The following is a 14,414-nucleotide window of genomic DNA, read 5'->3' on the forward strand; positions in this document are numbered from 1 at the left end:
CGACACCTGCGCCCTTCTTGTTAATTGCCTTTTAAACGCTATGCTTTGCTCTTAAGATGCCAAAGGACGGAAATGGATACATTGGATGCACTCCTCGAACGCAGATCGGTGCGGGCTTTCCGCGACAAAGCGGTCGACAAAGAGACGGTCATCTCGATACTCGAACACGCAAAGCATGCCCCCTCCGGCGTCAACATGCAGCCGTGGAGCGTCTGCGTCGTCGGCGGCAGCAGAAAGAAGCAGATCGAAGAAAAGATCATCCGGGCCTTCGAAGCGGGCGAGAAAGCCCGCATGGACTATAGCTACTACCCGCAGCAGTGGGAGGAGCCCTACCGGAGCCGGCGCAAAGAGACGGGCCTGCTGATGTACCGGACGCTGGGCATTGCCAAAGAGGACAAAGCGGCACAGGCCGAACAGTGGAAAGCCAACTACAGGGCCTTCGACGCCCCCGTCGTACTTTACTTTTTCATCGATGCCGCCCTGGAAAAGGGTTCCTGGCTCGATTACGGCATGTTCCTGCAGTCCGTCATGCTCGCGGCAACGTCCCTCGGGCTGGGCAGCTGCCCGCAGGCCGCCCTGGCCGAATACCCGGACATCGTCCGCGAGGCGCTGGGCATCGGCGGCGACAAGACCCTGCTCTGCGGCATGGCCCTGGGCTACGAGGACAAGACGGCCCCCATCAACGGCTACCGGACGCCAAGAGTTCCCCTCGACGCGTTCACCGCGTTCTACGATGCCTGAAGCTGAAAGCGTTCCCCCGAAGCGTCGCACCGGCCGAGCCTGAAGCCGATCCGTGGTAAAAAGGTTAGAATGAAACCGCAGACACCCCACCCCTCCTTTAAAGAGTTCGTCCTTCTAATGAGCCTGATGACCGCCGCGGCGGCCCTGGCCATCGACGCCGTCATGCCCGCGCTCAGCACCATCGGCACGGCCCTGCAGGTGCAGACGGACAACGACCGCCAGCTTATCATCTCCCTGCTTTTTGCGGGGATGGCCCTGGGGCAGCTGCTCTACGGGCCGCTCAGCGACAGCTTCGGGCGGAAGCCGGCCATCTATGTCGGGTTCGGCCTCTACATCGCGGGTTCCCTCATCGCCCTGCTCAGCCCGAACCTCTCCGTCATGCTCTTCGGCCGCTTTTTGCAGGGGCTCGGCGCCGCCGGGCCGCGCATCGTTTCCGTGGCCCTCATTCGCGACCTTTACGAAGGGCGGATGATGGCCCGGGTGATGTCCTTCGTCATGAGCATCTTCATCTTCGTACCCGCCGTCGCCCCGGCCCTGGGCGAAGGGCTGCTCTACCTCTGGGGGTGGCAGGCGATCTTCGGGCTCTTCATTGCCGTCGCCGCCGTCACGCTGGTCTGGTTCATCCTTCGCCAGCCGGAGACCCTGCCCAAAGCGCGGCGCATCCCCCTCTCGCTCTCAAACGTCCTTACCGGCATCGTCGAGACCTGCAGGAACCGCACCGCCCTAGGCTATACCGTCGCCATGGGGCTGGTCTTCAGCGTCTTCATGGGCTATCTCAGCTCCGCCGAACAGATCTTCCGCGACACCTACGGCACCGGGGAGCTCTTCGCCCTCTACTTCGGCATCTTCGCCCTCTCCATCGGCCTCGCCTCCTACCTCAATGCGCGGCTGGTGATGCGCTACGGGATGCGGCCGCTCAGCTCCTCGGCGCTCGCGGCCCTCACCCTCGTCTCGCTCCTCTATTTCACCTATGCCTATGCCCATGACGGCGTACCACCGTTTTGGAGCTTCATGCTCTACGGCCTCATTACCTTCTTCTGCTTCGGCCTGCTGTTCGGCAACCTTAATGCCATGGCGATGGAGCCGCTGGGACACATTGCCGGCATCGGCGCCGCGGTCGTCGGTTCGCTCTCGACCTTCATCGCCCTGCCCATCGGCGTGACCATAGGCCGCCTCTACGACGGCGGCATCCTCGCCCTCGTCGGGGGCTTTGCCCTCCTCGGCGCTGCCGGGCTTGCCGTCGTACGCCGCACCGGCCACGAGAAGATGCAGCGCGTCCCCGTCCCGGCCGATGACTGAATCCAGCAGGTTACATATTAATTAATATACTATATAGTTGTTGCCGTGCCGGGAGCTTTTTTTGCATTGGTGCGGCACAATACGGCAAAAGGAGTCCCATGGAAACGCACAAGGAGAGAGTCTTCCTCAGAGGCCGCGGGGGAAGCGACGCGGCGCACCAGGCCGACGAGGCACTCTACCACGAGCTGCTCGTCCGCCACGACGAGCTTGAACGTACGACGCAGAAAACGGCGGCGGGGATCGAAACGGTCACCCGCGTCACCTCCGGGGACGCCAGGCTCGTCACCATCCTGCACGACCATGTCGTGGGGATGAAGAAGCGCTACGACGGCGGCCGGGCCGTACGCTCCTGGGACCCCCTCTTCGTCGAGCTTTTCGACAACCGCGACGCCATGACGCTGGCGTGGGAAATGCTCGAAGACGGCATCAAGGTCACCCTCACCTCGGACGATCCCGCCGTCGTCGACATCATCCACCGCCACGACGAAACCCTGCAGATGTTCGTACAGTTCGGCCTGCAGGCCTCACGCCACGAAAGCCCCTACCGCCCGGAGGCGTAAGGCCGCAAAAAGTCCGGACGACAACCGGGCACTGCGTCCCTGGCATCTTTTTTGCAAACTGCCGCCTCATGAAAACACCAACTACCAACCTCAAAAAGTAGACCGATGCGGTGGCAATGGTCATTGTACGATCGGCTCTCCCCCATGGAGATCCTGGAGATCATGAAGCTCCGGCAGGCCGTCTTTGTCGTGGAACAGGAGTGCGCCTATCAGGATGCGGACGACCTTGATCCGCTGTCGTGGCACCTCACGGGGTGGGAAGAAGATGCCGACGGGAAACGGCTCGTCGCCTATCTGCGCGTCGTATCCCCGGGCAGGAGATTCGCGGAACCCTCCATCGGGCGCGTCATCACCCCCTTGCCGCTGCGCGGCAGGGGTCTGGGCAAAGCGCTGATGCTTGAAGCGATAGCGCGTATCCCCTCGCTTTACCGGCAGGCGTCCATCCGCATCTCAGCGCAGCAGCGACTGGAGCCCTTCTATGCCGGCTTCGGCTTTGAAACGGTTTCAGATCCCTACGACGAAGACGGCATTCCCCACGTCGAGATGCTGAGAGTACCCTAGAATACAGACTCATTTTCTCCTATTAGCACATATATTGCATGTCCTGCCAAACACGCAAGGAGACAGGTCATGCAAGAGCGTTCGTGGGAAGAGGAGCAATTCATCATCTGGAACAGTGCGCTCGGTCTCCGCGACTTCGTCATGATCGACCGCGTCGAAGGCGACGAAGGGAGCCGGGTCGCCTGGCTGGAAGAGCCCTACGAGATGGTCGGCCCCTTCGACTTTGACGAGTTCCTCTCCACAGGATGCATCAGCTTTGCCGCCTGCGTCGTCATGTCCCGCCATAAATGGAATACGGAGCGCACGCAGCTGCTGCAGGAGTCCATGGAACGCCGCCGCAAGACCCAGGAGAAGGTTTTCGAGGAGCTGGCCCGTCGCAACCGGCACAAACGGCGCCACGGCAGCCCCTTCCGGCAGTTCAACGAACGCGAGATGCGAGAACTCCTGGAACTCCCCGTCGACGGCGAACTTGAAGTGACCCAGATCAAAGCCGCCTACCGCCGCCGCGCCAAAGAGGCGCACCCTGACGTCGGCGGCAGCCACGAGCTCTTCGTGCAGATCACGGAAGCGCGGGACCTCCTGATCGAGCTTGTTTCATAACCGAACGGCGCCCTGCTCCGTGACATCCCACCTGCTTGGCAGAGCCTGCTGCATACCATTAACTCCCTCTACCGGCAATGATTCGCTCCACGCTGTAAATGAACACACCGAAGAATTTTTATTGATTCATGTTGAATATCATATGAAAATCGAAACTACTTTGCTAAAATGAATCTGCATAAATAGTGAGAATCCACTGACTGTTTGGAATCGTCTTTTCCGTCAACTGCAGGGATAGCATTGATTGCCTGGTCTAAACAACCACTGCTGATGAATTCCGTAACGAAAAGAGGTCTATCGTGAAACACACCACTGCCAACGGCGCAGGATCTAAATGAAACAGCAGCTGACGGCCTGGCAAAAAAGGGATGAGCACTCTGACACTTTACCGATGGAGCAGGTACAGGTGCTCTACGCCCATCTGCCCTCATCGCTGAGTATCAGTGCCATTCTGGCCTTGATCCTGGTCGTGATCCAAGCACCGGTCATTGACGCCGGTATCCGATTCGGCTGGCTTGCGCTTCTTTTCGCTGTTCTGCTGTGGCGGGTAGCCCTGCTGATGGCCTGGCGGCGGTCGGCTGACATAATGACCCCGGCTGACGCCAAACAGTGGCTGCTGCGTTTCCGCCTGGCACTTATAGTCACCGGTATGGTCTGGGGCATGGGCGGTGTCGTCCTGGTTCCATCCGATGACATCTCCCATCAAGTCTATGTTGCCTTCACACTTGCCGGACTGAGCGCCGGCAGTGCTACCGTACTGGCAATCGACCGCCTATCCGTATTGGGCTTTATCCTGCCGGTTCTCTTATCGCTGATTGTGCCGCTTTCCGTCACGGACAATACCCTCTCCCAGGGTATGGGCGCGATGCTCTCCCTCTTCCTGCTCTTTTTGCTGCTAAGCGCCCGCGATACCAGGCAAAGGCTTGAAGAGAACTTTCACCTGCGCGTCAAGGCGGCCCAGAGCGAGGAGAGTCTGCTGAAAATGCTGGAGAGCAGCCCCATCGCAACGCGTATCTCAGACCTGGGCAGCAACCGCGTGGTGTTTGCCAACAGCTGCTACAACGACCTGCTCGAAATCCCCGATGATAAGATCATCGGTGTACGTCCCTCCAGCTATTACGCCGATCCCAAAGAGTTTGCCGAGATTGAGGAAGCCGTTGCCAGGGGGGAAAAGGTCGTCGACAAATTGATAGAGATCCGATCGCCCGGATCGTCCCAGTGGGTCAAATGGGTCCTGGCCTCCTACTTCCCGATTGAATACCAGGAAAAACCGGCCGTCCTGGGATGGTTCTACGACATCACCGACCGCAAACTGGTCGAGGACGAGGTCGAACACGAGGCCTTCCACGATGCACTGACCGGCCTGCCGAACCGGCTGCACTTCCACAACCGGCTGCACAAAGCGATTGCCAATGCCGAACACAAGCAGACCGACCTGGCCCTGATGTTTATCGACCTGGACCGGTTCAAACCCGTTAACGATCAGTTCGGGCATGACACCGGCGACCTGTTGCTCAAGGTCGTCGCAGACCGCATCGTTGCCTGCCTGCGCCAGTCAGATATCGCTGCACGTATCGGCGGGGACGAGTTCGTGGTGCTGCTCTCCGGTGTCGGCAGCGACGAGAACGCCCTGGTCATAGGGGAAAAGATTCGGTATGCCCTCTGTCAGCCCTTCGAGATCGAGGGGCTGACACTCCACATCTCCTCCAGCATCGGAGTTGCCATCTATCCAAAAGATGCCGAAAAGGAAGATGATCTCATCAAACGGGCGGACATCGCCATGTACACCGCCAAGGCCAGAGGCCGCAACAGCGTGGTGGCCTACCGGCCGGGCATGCAGGGCGAAGGCGATTGACCTTCGCGGGCGGACTGCACAAACCATTTTTCTCCCCGTGCTATCGATCGAATAGCAGAAGAAAAAGAATTGCACTATAGAAATACTTCACATTTATATGTGTTTTTGTTAATAGTAATGAGACATTATTCTGATAGAATATACAAAATTCAACAGTTTTTCGACCCTGAAGAAGGACTCCTCTATGCTCAGAACCATTTTGCTCGGTACCGTTGCCCTCTGCATCTCAGGCGCGCTGCACGCCGTCGACCTTCAAATCACCACCCTTGAAGAAAAAGAGACCTTTCATATCATCAACGCCTCGCTGATCTGCGACGGGCAGAACATCGGCAGCAACCTCATTGTCTTCCAGGGCGGTGCCCAGATCCAGCTACCGTTCAAATCGGTCACATCACTGAAAGAGGGACAATCACCTGCAGGGTTCAACATCAAAACCAGGGACGGGAAAGAGACGACAGGGAATCATATGTACTGCTCGCTCTACCAGTGGATCGGTGAAAACGAGTACGGCGGTTCAATCTCGATCCGCGGTGACAAGTGGGATGTTGTAAAAGTATTAGACTGACCATACTGATATCAGCAACTAATACTTTTTTCAATTACTAATTCGCACAACCTGTAATCGTTTGCTACAATAAATGCTATTAGTAATCAGGCCAAAATATGGAACCAAAAAAATCACTTATATTTGATAAAACAAAATTTGTCCAAGTAACGCAAGGGTTTGTCACGCCTCCAAGATCAAAGATTGTCAAACAATCCCTGTCAACAGTTAAAGAATGTATTAACTCTGCAATATTCATGGCTAGTCAAATAGAACTTGTAGAACATTGTTTATCTACTGTACGTCCTGAAAGTGTCCGGCCTGCTTTCTTTCGAGCATCATTAAGTGAATTAATTCGAATTGAAGATTTTTTGACTGATCATGAACTTCCTAATTTTTATAAAAGCAATGATCCAACATTGCACCTCATAAAATTACTGAGAAATTATCAGGTTCATGTAGCAGCCACTGAGTTACGTAGTGGTCGGATTTCAGTTAAATTGTCTGGAGAGGAAATGACTTACTATAGTTTTATCGCAAAAAATGTGAGTGCCATAGAACTTCAAGAACTTCGTAGTGCAAAAGCTTATTCATTTGAGCAACTCAATGAGCTTGCAATGCTTTTTGATTCTGAGCAACGCAAATTTGGTGTAGTTCAATTACTATATTACATAGCGATGCGCGTTGAAGAGTATGCTATATATAGCCTAACAAACCAAAAAAGAGCGATTAAAAGAAGTTCAATGCAGGAGGGACCATGCCAACAATCCACGAAAAGCGAATGACATCAAGACCTGAAGGCGAGTTCGTCGTCTTCCTGATCGGGATGCGCATCAACAAGCCGTGGAAAGTCCATAAGTGGCTGCCCGTAGCGCTGGCGATGCCGCGGATGCTCAGGGAGCTGCAGGCGGACCCGGAGCTGGGGCTGCTGCACTACGAGCAGTGGTTCGGGCGTACGATCATCCTGGTGCAGTACTGGAAGTCGTTCGAGCATTTGGAGCAGTTCGCGGGGCTCAAAGACGGTGAGCACCCGCCGGCATGGGCCGCGTTCAACAAGCGCGTCGGTTCAAGCGGCGACGTGGGGATCTGGCATGAGACCTATGTCGTGCGGCCGGGGCAGTATGAAAACATCTATCACAATATGCCGCAGTTCGGGCTGGCGAAGGCGTTCGGTTTTGTCGAAGCGGAGGGCCGCCATGCGTCGGCCAGGGGGCGCCTGGAAGGCGGGCGGGGTTAGATCGAGATCTCTTTGATGTCCGCGATGCCCAGCAGCGTCTTGTAGACGGAAGCGACGAGGGCTTTGCGGTTGTAGCGGACGGCTTCGTCCTCGGCGTTGACCATGACGTTGTCGAAGAAGGCATCGAGCTCAGGCTTCAGGCCGAAGAGCGCGTCGAGTTCCGCTTCGTAACTGTCGTACTCGGCGTCGACGACGGCTTTGAATGCTTTGTAGAGCGCGCCCTCTTCCACCGCCTCGAAACGGCTCACATCGATATTGAGCGGACCGTTGACATCAAAGTCCTTGGTGATGTTCGCGACGCGTTTGAAGGTCGAGAACATCGTCGAGAAGCTGTCGGATTCCACGAAGCTTGCGACAGCCTTGATCTTCGCATCGAGGGAGAGAATCTCCCGTTCGCCGGAAGCGAGAACCGCCGCGACGATGGAAGGGTTGACCTTGTAGTACTGGTTGACCCGCTCGATGAAGAAGGATTCGAGCTTTTCGAAGTCGATCCCCTTGTATTTGGCGCCGAGTTCGCGCAGGGTCGCGGCGATGTCAAAGGGCAGGCCGTGGGCCAGCGCGATACGGACGATCCCGTTGACGGCGCGGCGCAGACCGAATGGGTCGCGTGAACCGGTCGGGATCTGGTCGACGCTGAAGAGCCCCAGCAGGGTGTCGAGCTTGATCGCGAGGGCTACGAGGGCGCTGAAGCGTGTTGACGGTACCGGGGAGTCCTCGCCTTCGGGGAGGTACTGCTCTTTGATGGCGAGGGCGACTTCGTCCGCTTCGCCCAGCGCCTTCGCGTAGTAGTAACCCATCAGGCCCTGCAGCTCGGTAAACTCGTAGACCATTTCGCTCATCAGGTCGGCCTTGGCCAGCTCGACGGCGCGCTGCAGCAGCTCCTGGTTCATCTCATAAGAGAGGCTGTTCTCCACCGTCACGAGGTCGCCGTAGCGCTCAAAGAGGGCGTCGGCGATGTCGTGCTCGCGGTTGATCTTGTCGCGGAGCGTTCCCAGGCCGTCCATAAAGACGACCTTCTCAAGCCCCTCGGTGCTGAGCCCCTTGTTCAGGTCGTTGTCGTAGAAGAAGAGCGCATCGGCGAGGCGCGGGCGCAGGACCCGCTCGTTGCCTTCGACGACCTTGCTGAAATCTTCTGTCAGGGCGTTGGAGACGACGACGAACTGGTTGACGAGCCTGCCGTCTTTGAAAACCGGGAAGTAGCGCTGGTGCTCCTTCATGGAGGTGATGATAACCTCCGGCGGCAGGCGCAGGAAGGTGTCGTCGAAGCTGCCCAGCAGCGGCGTCGGGTGTTCCGTGATGGCGATGACCTCGTCGAGCAGGTCGCCGTCGACCTCGATGGCGATGCCGTGCGCTTTTTCAAGGGCTTCGAAGGCATCGAGGATCGTTTTGCGGCGGTCGTCGGCGAAGAGCGTGACCGCGCCCGATTCGAGCAGTCCGAAGTACTGCTTCTCGTCCGCGACCATCTGCGGTTCGAAGCTGTGCATGCGGTGCACGTAGGTGACCGGGGCGCTCTTGACGTTGAAGAGGGTCATGTCGACGCTCTCGCCCTCCATCATGACGTTGACCCAGCGGATCGGGCGGATAAAGCTCTCTTCGAGCGCGCCCCAGCGCATGGACTTGCCGAAGCTGAGACTTTTCAGCCACTGCGAGAGCATCCCCTCGAGCAGTGCCTTTGAGGGCTGGCCCTTGATCTCTTTTTTATAGTAGAGGACCTCTTTGCCGCCCTTCTCCGCGCGGCCGACCTCGTCCAGCGAGACGCCGCATTTGCGCGCGAACCCTTCCGCCGCCGGCGTCGCTTTGCCGTCTTTGTAGGCGATGGCAATAGGCGCTCCGAAAAGCTCCTCGGTCGTGTCGTCCTGGGCGGTCTTGAACTCGCGGTGCCACAGCACGAGGCGGCGCGGTGTGTAGTAGAACTCGAACTCGCACATCAGCGCATTGTCCTCGAGCACTTTCGCCCACTTCTTCTCGATGTTTGCAAGCTCGCCCAGCAGCGGTACCGCCGGCAGCTCCTCTACCCCGATTTCGATCAATAGTGTCTTCAGCATATCTATCCCGTCGAATAAAAAGTATCGCGATTTTAGCGCGTGGCAGGTTAAAAGCGGATGATAGCCCCCGCCCCCGGGGGCCATTGCCGCTTAAATCGGCACGCCCCCTCCGAATTTTTACGCAGGTACCCTATAATAGCACCATATTTCGCCCCGCATTAAAGGCCTGGACCCATGCTCGATTTTCTCTCCGCGTTCCGCAGCACCGTTATAGGTACGACAGACGCCGACGGTTTCCCCTTCGCCTCCTACGCCCCCTTCGTCCGCGACGATCACCGCTACTACGTCTTTATCAGCGACATCGCACGCCATGCGGCCAACCTCCGCCGGGAGGGGCGCGCTTCGCTCTTCTTTATAGAGGATGAGTGCAACGCCGAAAACCTCTTTGCACGCAAACGGGTTTCGCTGCAGTGCGAAACGCGCATCGTCCCCCGCGAAGACGAGCGTTTCGATGCCGTCATGTCCCGTTTCATGAAGACCTTCAGCCCCGGGATGATCTCAGGCCTGATGCAGATGCAGGACTTCCACCTCCACGAGTTCACCCCCGTCGGCGGGGAGGCGGTCTTCGGTTTCGGCGAAGCCTACACCCTCGGCGGGGAGCACATGGAGACCCTGCTTCCGCGCCGCGGCGGCGGGCATAAAAAGGGGTGAATCACGCTATGCTGTCAGTAAACGCAAAGGGGTAGGATGAATTTCGACTGGCTGCAGCTGCTCTTCTTTCACACCTTCGTCATCCTCGGCGAACTGATGGTCATCGCCTCACTGCTGCACATGATCTACCAGCGGCGTACCCCGTCGAGCATGATGGCATGGATGCTCGCCATCGTGCTGCTGCCCTACCTTGCCGTCCCCCTCTACTTCGTCCTGGGATCGCGCAAGCGCCGCTCGCGCTACCTCAAGACGGCCTTCGACATGCGCGAGACCGAAGCCGCCGTCACCCAGGCCAACCCCATCGACGGCATCCTGCGCAACAACGGCATCCCCGGGGCGACCTCCGGCAACCGTTTCACCATGCTCTTCGAGGGGACCGAGGCTTACAGTGCCCTCCTGGAGCAGATCCGCACGGCCCGGGAGAGCATCTGGCTGAGCACCTACGTCTTCAAGCATGACGCCGTGACCGCTGCACTGGCCGAAGCGCTCATCGCCAAACGGCGCGAAGGGGTCGAGGTGAAGCTCCTCATCGACGCCCTGGGGTCATGGCCGCTCTATTTCTGGCAGTTTCCCCTCGGCGCCCTGCGCAAAGCGGGGGTCGAGGTCTGCTTTTTCATGCCGATCCTGCGGATGCCCTTTCGCAACTACATCAACCTCCGCAACCACCGCAAGATCTACCTGTTCGACCGCACGACGGTACTGACCGGCGGGATGAACCTCTCCGGCGAATACATGGGGCCGCTGCCTGACGCCAAACGGTGGGAGGACCTGCTCTTTCGTATCGAGGGGCCGGCGGCCTACCACTACGCGGAGATCTTCGCCGCCGACTGGGCCTACGCCGCCGAAGCGCCGCCCCCAGTACCGGGAACCCCCGTCCATACCGACGGCGACGCCTACGTGCAGGTCGTCCCCTCCGGTCCCGACGTGCCGGGCGACGCCCTCTTCGAGGCACTCCTCAGCGCCGTCTACGCCGCCCGCGAACGGATCTGGATCGTCACGCCCTATTTCGTCCCAGACGCTTCGCTGATGCAGGCGCTGACCATTGCCAACACCAAGGGGGTCGACGTCAAGCTCATCACTCCGCGCGAATCCAACCACCTCCTCGCCGATCTCGCCCGCAGCAGCTACATGCGCGAACTCGAAGAGGCCGGTATCCATGTCGCCCTCTACGAAGGCACGATGCTCCACGCAAAAGCGATCCTTTTCGACGATCTCGGCGCCATGCTGGGATCGGTCAATATCGACAACCGCAGCCTGCTGCTCAACTACGAAGTCGTCAGTTTCGCCTACTCCGAACGCATCATCAGCGAGACGGAATCGTGGATGGAAAAGCTGATGAAACGTTCGACCGTCAGCATCCGTCCCGCCGGGCGTTTTCGGCGGCTCGGCGAGAACCTGATGCGCCTCATCGCACCGCAACTGTAGCCCGGTTTTTCCGGGCCCTTAGGGATTTATTAAATCAGATATAATTTCTCTTATTTATGTTTTATTAAATCTTTGCAGGTGTACAATGCACGCGTAAATCAAAAACAGAAGGAAATGCCATGCCAACTATCAACCGCTATGTCGACATCGACACTGTCGAGCGCGAAGCAAAAAAAGACTACATCGACCGCCACTCTCCGTTCATCCACTGTGCTGCAACGGCGAAAAAAGGTGAAAAGTTCCCGGTCACGGTCAAAATGGGTAACGAGTATACGCACCCGGACGATCCGGACCACTTCATCGAAAGCATCCGCCTCTTCAACGGCGAAACGCTCCTCGGTGAAGCGTCTTTCACTTCCGGTATGCTCGGCGGCCAGGATATGAAAGGTCACGCAGAAGTGACTTTCAACATTATCCCGAGCAAAAAGATGAAGCTGGTTGCGCAGGCTTACTGTACAAAACACGGCCTCTGGGAAAACGAGCCGGTCGAAGTCACAGTCGAAGACTGATTTCCCTCTCCCGCCGCGCCTTTGCGGCGGTTTTTTTATAATCCCCTTTTAACACCGCATTCACTATACTCTGATTCATGAAATCGTACCAGAACGCTGCACTTCTGCAGAACCTTTACCGGCTCAAAGCCCTGGGATTCGACTACTGCGACCCGGTCATCGTCAACCCGCGCGGCGCCCCAGGAGAGCTTCCCAACGACCTCGCTGCCCTGCAACGCATCGCCAGCAGCTGCCACCTCTGCGACCTGGCCAAGATCCGTCGCCAGAGTATGGCCGGTACGGGCAGCGGCAGTGCGGAGCTGATGATCATCGACGCCTACGTCTCCATGGCGCAGGACGAGAGCGGGGACTACTTCGCCGGCCGTTCCGGCGCGTCGCTGGAGAGCATGATCACCAACGTCCTGGGACTCGACCCCGCCGCGGTCTACCTGACCCATGCCGTCAAGTGCAAGGGGGCCGGAACCCAGAAACCGACGGCGTCGGAGTGCAGCAGCTGCAAGCCCTACTGGCGCAAAGAGATCGAACTCGTCCGCCCGAAGGTCATCGTCACCCTCGGCCCCGACGCCTACAGCATCGTCACCGACGACAGCACCCCTTTCGAGCAGGTGCGCGGGCACAAGATCGACTATGACAAAGGCACCCTGCTCGTGCCGCTGTACCACCCGCAGTACCTGCTGCGCAACCCGTCGCTCAAGAAAGTGACGTTTTTTGACCTCCAAAACATCAAGGCCGCCCTGTGAGAACCCTTCTGATCGCTCTTCTACTGCTTCCCGCGCTGCTTTTTGCCCGCAGCGGTGTCGTCTCCGGCATTCCCCTGCCCAAGACCTACGTGCTCAACCTCGACCCCTACGAGTGCGATACCGACTGCCTCGAGGATCTCGTCGAACACGAGCAGTTCTTCTCCCTGCTCGCACAGATGCCCGAGCCGGTCGAGGACGAGGCCCTGAACGAACAGCGCCTGATCTATGTCGCCCTTTTCAACATCGACGGCGCCGTGATCGGGACCGGGGTGCGTTTTGCGCTGCTGCTGCCCGAGCGGGTCATCGGCCGCTACGCCGCATCGACGACGAACAGCGTGCTCGCCTACCTGCTTGGCAAGAACCGTGATTTCGAGCTCAAGACCTTCAATATCGGCGGCGAAAGCCCCGATGAGATCCGCACCGGCCTCTCCGCCGTCTCGCAGGAGCATTTCCACTACGTGATCGCCCCCTTTACCAAACAGGGTGCCGATACGCTGGTGCAGATGCGCCCGCGCTGCAACGTCTATGTGCCCACGGTCAACGTCGCCGACGTGAACGCCACCGAGCTTGAAGAGAGCGGCGGACGTTTCTACTTCGGCGGGATCAACTACAAAGAGCAGATCGGGAAACTGCTGGAGAACGCCACGCCGCCGCTGGTCATCTTCTATGATCAGTCCGCCCTGGGCGAAGAGCTCAAAAGCGCGGCCGAAAGCGCCTACCTCGAGCGTTTCGCAGACGAAGACCCCCGCAGTTTCGATGCGGCCGGCCGTACCATCTACGCCTACCCCATCGACAAGCGGACGACCAACCTGAAACACATTCTCGATCAGAATGAAAAACTCCAGCACGGTACGTTCCTGCTCAACACGCCGCTGGTCAAAAGCGCGATGATCATGTCCCAGCTGACCCTCTACGATGCCAACGCCACACAGGTGCTTGCAACGCAGATCGGCTACAACTCCATGCTCTTCGACATCACCCAGCCGCAGGACCGCGAAAACATGCTCGTCGCCAACTCCATCGGGGCGCAGAACGGGGTGCTCGTCGAGAGCAATAAACTGCTGCAGAACGATATCGAGTACGACTGGATCAACTACGCGACGACGCTGGGGATTGACTATTTCTACTCGCTGGCCGCGGGATCGCCGCGTGAGTATACTGTACCTATCGAGGATAACCAGGTGGCCTACCCTGTGACGATCTACCGCGCAGGGATTTCGCGCTTTTCAGCGCTTGGAGAGGAGGAGGAGTCTCCGTTCGACTCACTCTTCTAGCAGCGCCTTCAGTTTTTCCTTCCTGGCGGCATCGAGCCGCCCGATACGCCCGTCGGTCATGAGGTAGACAAGCTGCACGTCGAGGGTAAAGAGCAGTTCGTCACCGCGCCGCACCTTCTGATGCATCTGCAGCCCCGTGCCCCTTACAGACACCACTTCCACAGAGACCTCCAGCAGATCGCCCAGCACCGCCGAACCGAGATAGTCCGCTTCGATATGGCGCACGACAAAGTGCCCCCCTTCAAACAGCGGTGATTCCCCCTTACTGAAGAAGAGCTCGCTGCGGGCGCGTTCGCAGAATTTCAGGTAGTTGGCGTAGTAGACGACGCCGCCCGTGTCCGTGTCTTCGTAATAGACGCGAATCGTCATCGGC

Annotated in this window: 16 protein-coding genes; 14 read left to right on the forward strand and 2 right to left on the reverse strand. The window is 58.2% G+C overall.

What is annotated here, in order from left to right; genetic code table 11:
• Positions 1–72 precede the first annotated feature (72 nt).
• The 9 genes from WCX18_RS06695 (at position 73) to WCX18_RS06735 (ending at position 7,397) form a co-directional block, all read left to right on the forward strand.
• Positions 73–741, forward strand: a complete 669-nt coding sequence (locus WCX18_RS06695) for a nitroreductase (RefSeq protein ID WP_345986860.1) — start codon at positions 73–75, stop codon at positions 739–741.
• 69 nt (positions 742–810) lie between these two features.
• Positions 811–2,040, forward strand: coding sequence for a multidrug effflux MFS transporter (locus tag WCX18_RS06700; RefSeq protein WP_345986861.1), 1,230 nt, complete (start codon positions 811–813; stop codon positions 2,038–2,040).
• Positions 2,041–2,138: 98 nt separating this feature from the next.
• Positions 2,139–2,600 (forward strand): hypothetical protein, encoded by a 462-nt coding sequence (locus WCX18_RS06705; RefSeq protein ID WP_345986862.1) that lies wholly within the window; start codon positions 2,139–2,141, stop codon positions 2,598–2,600.
• Between the two features lie 105 nt (positions 2,601–2,705).
• On the forward strand, positions 2,706–3,161 hold the full coding sequence (locus WCX18_RS06710) for a GNAT family N-acetyltransferase (protein ID WP_345986863.1): 456 nt from the start codon (positions 2,706–2,708) through the stop codon (positions 3,159–3,161).
• 69 nt (positions 3,162–3,230) lie between these two features.
• Entirely contained in the window at positions 3,231–3,761 is a 531-nt protein-coding gene (locus tag WCX18_RS06715) for a J domain-containing protein (protein ID WP_345986864.1), read from the forward strand.
• A 334-nt stretch (positions 3,762–4,095) separates the two neighbouring features.
• Entirely contained in the window at positions 4,096–5,616 is a 1,521-nt protein-coding gene (locus tag WCX18_RS06720) for a diguanylate cyclase (RefSeq protein WP_345986865.1), read from the forward strand.
• A gap of 184 nt (positions 5,617–5,800) precedes the next feature.
• Entirely contained in the window at positions 5,801–6,181 is a 381-nt protein-coding gene (locus WCX18_RS06725; protein ID WP_345986866.1) for a hypothetical protein, read from the forward strand.
• Positions 6,182–6,279: 98 nt separating this feature from the next.
• Positions 6,280–6,945 carry a hypothetical protein gene (locus WCX18_RS06730; RefSeq protein ID WP_345986867.1) on the forward strand — a complete coding sequence of 222 codons (666 nt, stop codon included), beginning with the start codon at positions 6,280–6,282 and terminating at the stop codon, positions 6,943–6,945.
• On the forward strand, positions 6,942–7,397 hold the full coding sequence (locus WCX18_RS06735) for a DUF4188 domain-containing protein (RefSeq protein WP_345986868.1): 456 nt from the start codon (positions 6,942–6,944) through the stop codon (positions 7,395–7,397). Before WCX18_RS06730 ends, WCX18_RS06735 begins: the two co-directional genes overlap by 4 nt.
• On the opposite strand, the gene glyS is transcribed toward WCX18_RS06735, so the two are convergent.
• Positions 7,394–9,442: a glycine--tRNA ligase subunit beta gene (gene glyS, locus WCX18_RS06740; protein WP_345986869.1), complete on the reverse strand. Its 2,049-nt coding sequence runs from the start codon at positions 9,440–9,442 to the stop codon at positions 7,394–7,396. The two genes, WCX18_RS06735 and glyS, sit on opposite strands and share 4 nt — an antisense overlap.
• A gap of 174 nt (positions 9,443–9,616) precedes the next feature.
• On the opposite strand from glyS, the gene WCX18_RS06745 reads away from it, so the two are divergent.
• The 5 genes from WCX18_RS06745 (at position 9,617) to WCX18_RS06765 (ending at position 14,041) form a co-directional block, all read left to right on the forward strand.
• Positions 9,617–10,093: a pyridoxamine 5'-phosphate oxidase family protein gene (locus WCX18_RS06745; protein ID WP_345986870.1), complete on the forward strand. Its 477-nt coding sequence runs from the start codon at positions 9,617–9,619 to the stop codon at positions 10,091–10,093.
• Between the two features lie 36 nt (positions 10,094–10,129).
• Complete coding sequence (locus tag WCX18_RS06750) at positions 10,130–11,518, forward strand: phospholipase D-like domain-containing protein (protein ID WP_345986871.1); 1,389 nt, start codon at positions 10,130–10,132, stop codon at positions 11,516–11,518.
• A 119-nt stretch (positions 11,519–11,637) separates the two neighbouring features.
• Positions 11,638–12,027: a class II SORL domain-containing protein gene (locus WCX18_RS06755; RefSeq protein ID WP_345986872.1), complete on the forward strand. Its 390-nt coding sequence runs from the start codon at positions 11,638–11,640 to the stop codon at positions 12,025–12,027.
• A 77-nt stretch (positions 12,028–12,104) separates the two neighbouring features.
• Positions 12,105–12,767: a uracil-DNA glycosylase gene (locus WCX18_RS06760; RefSeq protein ID WP_345986873.1), complete on the forward strand. Its 663-nt coding sequence runs from the start codon at positions 12,105–12,107 to the stop codon at positions 12,765–12,767.
• Complete coding sequence (locus tag WCX18_RS06765) at positions 12,764–14,041, forward strand: hypothetical protein (RefSeq protein WP_345986874.1); 1,278 nt, start codon at positions 12,764–12,766, stop codon at positions 14,039–14,041. The genes WCX18_RS06760 and WCX18_RS06765 overlap by 4 nt, the downstream gene beginning before the upstream one ends.
• On the opposite strand, the gene WCX18_RS06770 is transcribed toward WCX18_RS06765, so the two are convergent.
• Entirely contained in the window at positions 14,030–14,410 is a 381-nt protein-coding gene (locus WCX18_RS06770) for a YbgC/FadM family acyl-CoA thioesterase (protein ID WP_345986875.1), read from the reverse strand. The genes WCX18_RS06765 and WCX18_RS06770 overlap by 12 nt on opposite strands.
• Between the last annotated feature and the right edge of the window lie 4 nt (positions 14,411–14,414).

This window comes from Sulfurimonas sp. HSL1-2 (genome assembly GCF_039645565.1).
Classification (GTDB): domain Bacteria; phylum Campylobacterota; class Campylobacteria; order Campylobacterales; family Sulfurimonadaceae; genus Thiomicrolovo; species Thiomicrolovo zhangzhouensis.

Excerpts from the sequence above, each read along its gene's own strand:
- WCX18_RS06755 (WP_345986872.1), top strand. The coding sequence starts at position 11,638 with ATGCCAACTATCAACCGCTATGTCGACATCGACACTGTCGAGCGCGAA.
- WCX18_RS06715 (WP_345986864.1), top strand. The coding sequence starts at position 3,231 with ATGCAAGAGCGTTCGTGGGAAGAGGAGCAATTCATCATCTGGAACAGT.
- WCX18_RS06700 (WP_345986861.1), top strand. The coding sequence starts at position 811 with ATGAAACCGCAGACACCCCACCCCTCCTTTAAAGAGTTCGTCCTTCTA.
- WCX18_RS06730 (WP_345986867.1), top strand. The coding sequence starts at position 6,280 with ATGGAACCAAAAAAATCACTTATATTTGATAAAACAAAATTTGTCCAA.
- WCX18_RS06695 (WP_345986860.1), top strand. The coding sequence starts at position 73 with ATGGATACATTGGATGCACTCCTCGAACGCAGATCGGTGCGGGCTTTC.
- WCX18_RS06745 (WP_345986870.1), top strand. The coding sequence starts at position 9,617 with ATGCTCGATTTTCTCTCCGCGTTCCGCAGCACCGTTATAGGTACGACA.
- WCX18_RS06770 (WP_345986875.1), bottom strand. The coding sequence starts at position 14,410 with ATGACGATTCGCGTCTATTACGAAGACACGGACACGGGCGGCGTCGTC.
- WCX18_RS06725 (WP_345986866.1), top strand. The coding sequence starts at position 5,801 with ATGCTCAGAACCATTTTGCTCGGTACCGTTGCCCTCTGCATCTCAGGC.
- WCX18_RS06760 (WP_345986873.1), top strand. The coding sequence starts at position 12,105 with ATGAAATCGTACCAGAACGCTGCACTTCTGCAGAACCTTTACCGGCTC.
- WCX18_RS06735 (WP_345986868.1), top strand. The coding sequence starts at position 6,942 with ATGACATCAAGACCTGAAGGCGAGTTCGTCGTCTTCCTGATCGGGATG.
- glyS (WP_345986869.1), bottom strand. The coding sequence starts at position 9,442 with ATGCTGAAGACACTATTGATCGAAATCGGGGTAGAGGAGCTGCCGGCG.
- WCX18_RS06720 (WP_345986865.1), top strand. The coding sequence starts at position 4,096 with ATGAAACAGCAGCTGACGGCCTGGCAAAAAAGGGATGAGCACTCTGAC.
- WCX18_RS06750 (WP_345986871.1), top strand. The coding sequence starts at position 10,130 with ATGAATTTCGACTGGCTGCAGCTGCTCTTCTTTCACACCTTCGTCATC.
- WCX18_RS06705 (WP_345986862.1), top strand. The coding sequence starts at position 2,139 with ATGGAAACGCACAAGGAGAGAGTCTTCCTCAGAGGCCGCGGGGGAAGC.
- WCX18_RS06710 (WP_345986863.1), top strand. The coding sequence starts at position 2,706 with ATGCGGTGGCAATGGTCATTGTACGATCGGCTCTCCCCCATGGAGATC.